At 47.7% G+C, this 6,493-nt stretch carries 7 protein-coding genes and 1 pseudogene; 5 read left to right on the top strand and 3 right to left on the bottom strand.

Annotated elements, in window-relative coordinates:
* The 3 genes and pseudogenes from ACUVJL_RS19770 to ACUVJL_RS19760 all read left to right on the top strand — a co-directional run.
* Nucleotides 1-186 (top strand): annotated as a pseudogene (locus ACUVJL_RS19770) (IS66 family transposase); the annotation flags it as partial.
* 460 nt (nucleotides 187-646) lie between these two features.
* Complete coding sequence (locus tag ACUVJL_RS19765; RefSeq protein WP_445247394.1) at nucleotides 647-1,321, top strand: hypothetical protein; 675 nt, start codon at nucleotides 647-649, stop codon at nucleotides 1,319-1,321.
* A 73-nt stretch (nucleotides 1,322-1,394) separates the two neighbouring features.
* Entirely contained in the window at nucleotides 1,395-2,180 is a 786-nt protein-coding gene (locus ACUVJL_RS19760) for a GerMN domain-containing protein (RefSeq protein ID WP_445247393.1), read from the top strand.
* Nucleotides 2,181-2,316: 136 nt separating this feature from the next.
* On the opposite strand, the gene ACUVJL_RS19755 is transcribed toward ACUVJL_RS19760, so the two are convergent.
* The 3 genes from ACUVJL_RS19755 to efp form a co-directional block, all read right to left on the bottom strand.
* Complete coding sequence (locus ACUVJL_RS19755) at nucleotides 2,317-2,709, bottom strand: metalloregulator ArsR/SmtB family transcription factor (RefSeq protein WP_333442867.1); 393 nt, start codon at nucleotides 2,707-2,709, stop codon at nucleotides 2,317-2,319.
* 26 nt (nucleotides 2,710-2,735) lie between these two features.
* The gene (gene accB / locus ACUVJL_RS19750) at nucleotides 2,736-3,293 is read right to left on the bottom strand and encodes an acetyl-CoA carboxylase biotin carboxyl carrier protein (RefSeq protein ID WP_445247392.1); all 558 of its coding nucleotides are present in this window, start codon (nucleotides 3,291-3,293) and stop codon (nucleotides 2,736-2,738) included.
* A 200-nt stretch (nucleotides 3,294-3,493) separates the two neighbouring features.
* On the bottom strand, nucleotides 3,494-4,051 hold the full coding sequence (gene efp, locus ACUVJL_RS19745; RefSeq protein WP_333191822.1) for an elongation factor P: 558 nt from the start codon (nucleotides 4,049-4,051) through the stop codon (nucleotides 3,494-3,496).
* A gap of 381 nt (nucleotides 4,052-4,432) precedes the next feature.
* Here efp and ACUVJL_RS19740 point away from each other — a divergent pair, with 381 nt between their 5' ends.
* Together ACUVJL_RS19740 and ACUVJL_RS19735 are read left to right on the top strand one after the other, a co-directional pair.
* Entirely contained in the window at nucleotides 4,433-5,557 is a 1,125-nt protein-coding gene (locus ACUVJL_RS19740; RefSeq protein ID WP_445247395.1) for a peptidylprolyl isomerase, read from the top strand.
* Nucleotides 5,558-5,905: 348 nt separating this feature from the next.
* On the top strand, nucleotides 5,906-6,220 hold the full coding sequence (locus tag ACUVJL_RS19735) for a hypothetical protein (RefSeq protein WP_445247391.1): 315 nt from the start codon (nucleotides 5,906-5,908) through the stop codon (nucleotides 6,218-6,220).
* The last annotated feature ends 273 nt before the right edge of the window (nucleotides 6,221-6,493 follow it).

Below are 6,493 nucleotides of genomic sequence, written 5' to 3'. Positions count from 1 at the left end.
AAAGAAAAGTTAGTGGCGGTTCCCGTTCAAGGTCACGGTTCCAAGATACTGCCAATTTATTGACAGTTATACAAACTTGCCGTCGTCAAAGACCTTCAGTCCGCCAAGTTTTTTGAGCAAGCGATCAAAGCGAGGGTTAATACTGCTGTGCAGACCCCATCTTTAATACCCCAAGTTGAGACCTGAATCCTTACAGTTAGATCTGTAAGGCTTTGGCTCAACTCAGCTTTTAACCAATAAAGCGCCGGATTTTTTTTCGGTGAGTTATAGTTCGTGGCTACGATAAAAATATTTTTAACTCAAGAGGTGTTAAATCAATTATTTCTTGGTAATCTACTTTCATTCTACAATCTTCAAACTATCAGTTTCATTGTCGCCTATTTTTAGGAAACTGGTATTAGTTCGCGTGCAGGATATTCCAACCCTGTTGCACGCTTAAAACTCCTAAGCCCCTGTGCGGATATGGGTTAAGCCCCTGGGAGATTCCTAGGTTATGTAAGAGTTTTTTATTGCGTTGGGAGACGATGAAAGTAATAGGAATTGACGTGTCCGCGCACCGTGTGGATGTGGTTTTGCTTGAGCAAGACGGCTAGCTTGGGAGTATCCGGCACGCACTACAGTTAGGTCGCAGCGGCGAAACGGTTTTTTGAAAACAGGACAGCCGCCGGCATTTTGGGCTTGGCTTGCCGATCGCGGTGATTTCTTGTCAAAAAGCATTCTGTCCCGGTTCAACAACCACTATCGCAAAGAGGGTGAAGTTGACCCACCCAACCTTTCAACGATGACGCGTCATCTCGCAGCGACGGTTTGCGACTTGCACGATATCGAGGCCGAACTAGAAAACAAACTGATCGAAGTGCCCGGCGACAGTTTGTTCGTGAGCTACCACCGCGTGTTTGACCGATTCGCCTTCGGTTATAGGAAGCGGGGGTGGATACTATCTAGGATTTATCCGTTTGAAGACTTCCTCTGCTTGCCCAAGAAAAGAGCTTTGCGCCGCTTTCGGCAAGCTTGCGGCTTGGGCAAAGTCGAAAAGTTCAGCGGCCAAAGGCGAGCAGGTAGCGGTGGTGGCAACTGGACAGGCTGCGCAAATACTCGCGGCACTCTGTGGACTTATGTCCATTGCCGAATCGAACCGCAGAAGCTCAAAGGGCAGGCGTACAGCGCCGTTCAGTTAGAATTGCGAGAATATTTCATAGGCCGCGCCCTTGACGCCGACGGAACAAAAAAACGCGGCAGACGGCTCGCCGATGCTCGAAACGCTACTTGCCGAAAACTAACTGACCTGGTGTTTCGGGAACTTTACAATGAAGTGAAGTAATTAAGGAATAAGCGATCGCCCTCGACCGTTTATTTCTTAAAAAAAATGTCACCGTGTGCAGAGGATTTGTATTATGAAAGATGGACAAGAAGTACGCCGCGTCTCCACAGCAGTGATTGCCAGTGTTTGCGGGTTGGCTTTAGTGGCCGGAGGGGGCATTGCCTGGTGGACGGCGAACCGTTCGCCAACCCCCGCAGACACGCGGTCTTCCGCTCCGACTACCGCTCCGGCGCTGTCCCCAACTCCTGCGGAATCCCCTGCTGTAATTATCCCCGTACCCCCTCCAAATCCTGTCCAACCACCTACAGCTCAGACGCCTACAGCTCAGACGCCTACCGCTCAGACGCCTAAAGCTCAGAGACCTACCGCTCAGACACCTAACGCTCTGGCCTCAAAGTCGCCTCAGCCCAAGCCTTTGCAGCAGACGGCAGCCCAGACAGTGCAAGTCTACTGGGTTAAAGAGGCGAGCGGTAAATTTGAGGGAGTTCCTACGAAAGTAGCTGTCAAACAAGCTGACAAGCCTGATGCAACTTTACAAGCTGCTTTTAACAGTTTGTTGGCTGGGCCGAAGGATGCAAGTGTTTCTAGCGAAATTCCTAAGGGGACAAAACTCCGGAGTTTGAGTGTCAAGAATGACGGAGTTTATGTCGATTTGTCGGCCGAATTTACTTCGGGGGGAGGCAGCAATTCGATGACTAGCCGGTTAGGGCAAGTTATCTATACGGCTACGAGTTTAAAACCGAATACCAAGGTTTGGATTTCGGTGGAAGGCAAGCCTTTAGAACTTTTGGGTGGCGAAGGTTTGGAGGTGGCTCAGCCGAGTACCCGCCAAAGTTTTGACAAAAATTTTCCCCTTTAGTAATTATGAGTCATTAGTTAGGAGTCATTAATTAGGAGTTATTAGTCATCGGTCTGAAGGCAGAGAGTAGGGATTAATAACTGATGACTCAGGACTGATGACTCATGATTGGGGACCCAGGGTTGTAGATTAATTTTCAGTGCTTGGTAGTCAGGCTAAATGCCCGAAAGTGTAGGGCTTGCTGTTCTATCCGGCTAGCAAGCCGATCGCACACCATATTACACAACTCGAAAATTAACTCGTCCTGCACCTTATAATAGGCTGAAGTCCCTTCACTCCGGCGAGTGAGGATACCAGCTTGGAGCATGAGTTTTAGGTGCTTAGAAACATTGGCTTGACTCGTTTGAGTAGCTTCCACCAACTCTTGCACGCATTTTTCGCCGTCGCGAAGCAAGTTCAAAATTCGTAAACGCATTGGCTCGCTCAAAATACTGAAATACTCAGCAACTTGTTGCACAACCTCTTGCGGGACAGGCTGGGATGACTTCATCAAACTCACCGGAGAGAAGAGATCTGGAAATACTAGCATTTATTCCATAACAATAAAGTAATCTTTCAATCCGGATTAATTCGCATCAAAACTTGACCGTATTCGACAGGTTCGCCATTTTGCACTAAAATTTCCATCACTTGACCGGACACTTCATCAGCATCGATCTCGTTCATCAGCTTCATCGCTTCGATAATACAAACTGTCTGGCTGACCTTGATGTGATCGCCCACATTTACAAAAGGCGGCTCGTCGGGAGCTGCAGCGCGATAAAAGGTTCCTACCATCGGCGAGATAATTGGCACCCATTTCGTATCGACAGGGGCAGACAGGGTAGCAGGCACAGCGGCAGGGGCGACGGGTGCCCTGTCTGCCACATCCATTCCTAAATTTTGGTCAATAGTAGGAGTTGACGCTAAGGTGGGGCTAGCAACAGCGCCCAACGCGATCGGAGCGACTGTCGCCATGGCAGCAGGGAGCGCAGCAGCGGTGCCTGGTGAACTTGCCAGAATGCCTTTGCGTACTGTCAGTTCAAGATCCCCACTTTTTAAGGTCAGTTCCGAAATGCCAGTTTTGTCTAATACAGTTAGCAGTTCGCAAAGCTGGTTTAAGTCTAGTTGCACAGCAGATTCAAGGGTAATTGAGAATTGAAAATTGAAAATTGAAAATTGAAAATTGAAAATTCGGCGAAGCTAGGAGAGTTAACCGACTTTGGAGGCAAAAGAGATAGTTTTTAAGCTGTGAGCGATAAGTGTTGAATTTTGACTTCTTTAACTCATAACTCAGAACTAAAAACTAAAAACTCCCTTTTCCTCCGTCGTTTCTACTCGCGGCCGAGGTACTTGTCTTCACGAGTATCAATCCGAATCCGTTCTCCTATGGAAATAAATAGAGGCACCATAACCTGAGCTCCGGTGGAGACGATGGCGGGTTTGCTACCACCGGTGGCAGTATCTCCTTTGACTCCGGGATCGGTTTGCAGCACTTCCAAGACAACAGAGTTGGGCAGTTCCACTTCCAAGATTTGGTCGTTCCAGCGAAGGATGTTGACTTCCATCCCTTCACTGAGGTACTTGACACGATCGCCTATTTGCTTGGCACTGAGGCGACTTTCCTCGTAAGTTTCCATATCCATAAAGACAAACTGGTCGCCCTCTTTATAGGTATGCTGCATCGCGCTCTTTTCGAGGTTGGCTTGAGGCATAGTCTCGCCCGCCCGGAAGGTTTGTTCTACTACGTTTCCGGTTTGGACGTTTTTTAATTTTGTCCGCACGAAAGCCGAGCCTTTTCCTGGCTTGACGTGGAGGAATTCGATAACCCGCCACACGCCGTTATTCCATTCAATTGAAACACCTGGTCGAAAGTCGTTACTGGAGATCATATAAATTTTTGCGGGCAATCCCGTCGCCTTGCCGGCACGGGGGAACTACAGTCAGTCGATTTTAGATTTTAGATTTTAGATTTTAGATTTGCTCCACAGATGAATTTGGGAGATTGAACCTTGGTCTAAAATTTTGATCTCTCCACGACAGGAGTGTGGGGATGGTATCCGTTTTTGAGCGGCTCAAGTTAAAGCCGCAGTCTAGCTGACGGCATCCAAAAGCAATTGGCATTTTATTTTACCGTTCAAAGGGGGCAAGTGCTGTACGGAAAGCTAAAAAGCTCTCAAGGGGAGGAAGTTCAGCGACGAGCAGTGTACGGCAAACGGATAGAAGGCCGACAGCGCTGTGGGAAGATAATAGAGGCAATAAAAGTTAAAGTTATGTTGCATTGGCCTAATTTCTCGATCGATACGTGCAAGCGCTGGGTCAAAACTGTCGCTTTAGCGCTCCTGCTGTTCACTCTCGGACTGAGTTTGAGTCCAGTCTCCCATGCCAAACGCCCCAGCAGCAGTATGCCTGCAGGGAATGCGATTACCGACGGCCGGGCGCTGCTGCGCTTCGCTTTACCTATTGACAATCAGACTGTGCGAGATTTGCAAATCAGTCTCGAAGACATTGGCAACCACATACGGTCTAAACGTTGGGGGCCCATTAGCAGCGATGTCAGTAAGGCTTCTAGGATTCTCAACCTCCGGGAATCTGACATTTTAGAGAGTATTCCCGATGCGAAAAAGCCGCAAGCTGAGGCGCTAGTTGCACAAGCCAAGGAGGGAATTGCTCAACTCGAAAAGGCTGTTGAGGCTAAAGACAGGGACAAAGTGATTGACTTGAAAGCCACAATCCTGGGTTCGGTAGGCGAAATCGAAGAGTTGATGGTGACAAAGTTTCCTTTTGAAGTGCCCGCAAAGTATGCTAATCTGCCTCAACTGAAAGGGCGGGCTACTGTGTCTGTACAAACAGAAAAAGGGGAAATTACTGTTGTGGTTGACGGCTACAGCGCCCCGGTTACGGCTGGTAATTTTGTGGATTTGGTCGATCGAGGTTTTTATGACGGTTTGCGGTTTATTCGATCGGAAGAATCCTATGTTTTGCAAACCGGAGACCCCGAAGGCAAGGAAGTCGGTTTTATTGACCCTGCTACTGGTAAATACCGGAATGTTCCGCTGGAAGTGCTCGTCAGGGACGAAAAGGAACCTATTTACGGGATTACTCTAGAAGATGCGGGGCGCTATCGTGACGAGCCTGTTTTACCTTTTTCTGCTTTCGGTACTGTGGCGATGGCCCGCACTGAAGCTGAACCCGACAGCGCTTCTTCTCAGTTTTTCTTTTTCTTGTTTGAACCTGAACTCACGCCCGCTGGCCTGAATCTGTTGGACGGCCGATATGCTGTTTTTGGTTACATGATTGAAGGAAAAGAAGTTTTGGAGCAACTGAAGCAGGGAGACAAGATTATATCTGCTAAGGTGATTAAAGGGAAGGAAAATTTGGTTCGACCTCAAGTTTGATCTCGGAGGGCGATTGAAATCGCTTAAGTGTAAAAAATGAGGGCGATTGAAATTATTTCTTGTCAAACAAAGCCCGCGGAGGCGGGCTAAAAAAATCAAGAGTGACGGCGATAGAAATCGTTTCTACATAAAGGTGACGCGGATAGAAATCGCTTCGGTTCAGACAAAGCCCGCCTCCGCGGGCGGGAATAATAGATAATATCAAATCCGGTAGCATCGGAATTATTCATCTCTGTATTCTCTCCCTCTGCGTTCTCTGCGCCCTCTGTGGTTAAATCATTCCGATGTAACCGGAAACGATATAATTTTTATATTTGCGTTCTTGAAGTCAGGAATTTAATCGAGAATATGGCAATTTTAGAATTTTTATTGGTAATTGGTTTGGGCGGATTCGCAGGCTTGTTGATTGTAAAAAATCTGGAGGAAAGCAAGCAAAAGCAGCGGTTGGATGAGGCTTTTTATCAGTTGTTGGAAACTCAAAACAGTCAAATTTCGCTGATTCAACTGGCTGCTAATGCTAGGGTTGAGGCTGAAGTTGCTCAGCAGTATTTAAGTCGCCAAGTTAAGATTTTTTCGGCGGTTTTAGAAGTAGATGATGAAGGGGATACTTTTTATAGGTTTCCTAGGTTGCGCTTGCCTCCGAGTTCCGGTAAGGAATGGTGAAGTGAGAAAGTGCTCGCGCCCCTCTAATTTACGGCGCGCCGGTCAATACTCGGATTTGAGAAACTACAGCCCGCCGTCAAGTGTGGCACGTCCCGAGCTTAGGAATGAGAATTAAATAACTTCCACAAGTTTGTGGGATGGGCGTCCCGCCCGTCCAAAAAAGACGGGCGGGACGCCCATCCCACAATAACAATTAAAATTGTAAGTTATTAGACCTCTTGCAAAAGTCCTTTTCATAAATTTATTGGACGGGCAAGATGCCCATCCCACAAG

Source organism: Microcoleus sp. OTE_8_concoct_300 (assembly GCF_031383065.1).
Classification (GTDB): domain Bacteria; phylum Cyanobacteriota; class Cyanobacteriia; order Cyanobacteriales; family Microcoleaceae; genus Microcoleus.
Note: the sequence above shows the minus strand (reverse complement) of the source record. Positions and strands in the feature narration are given on the sequence as shown.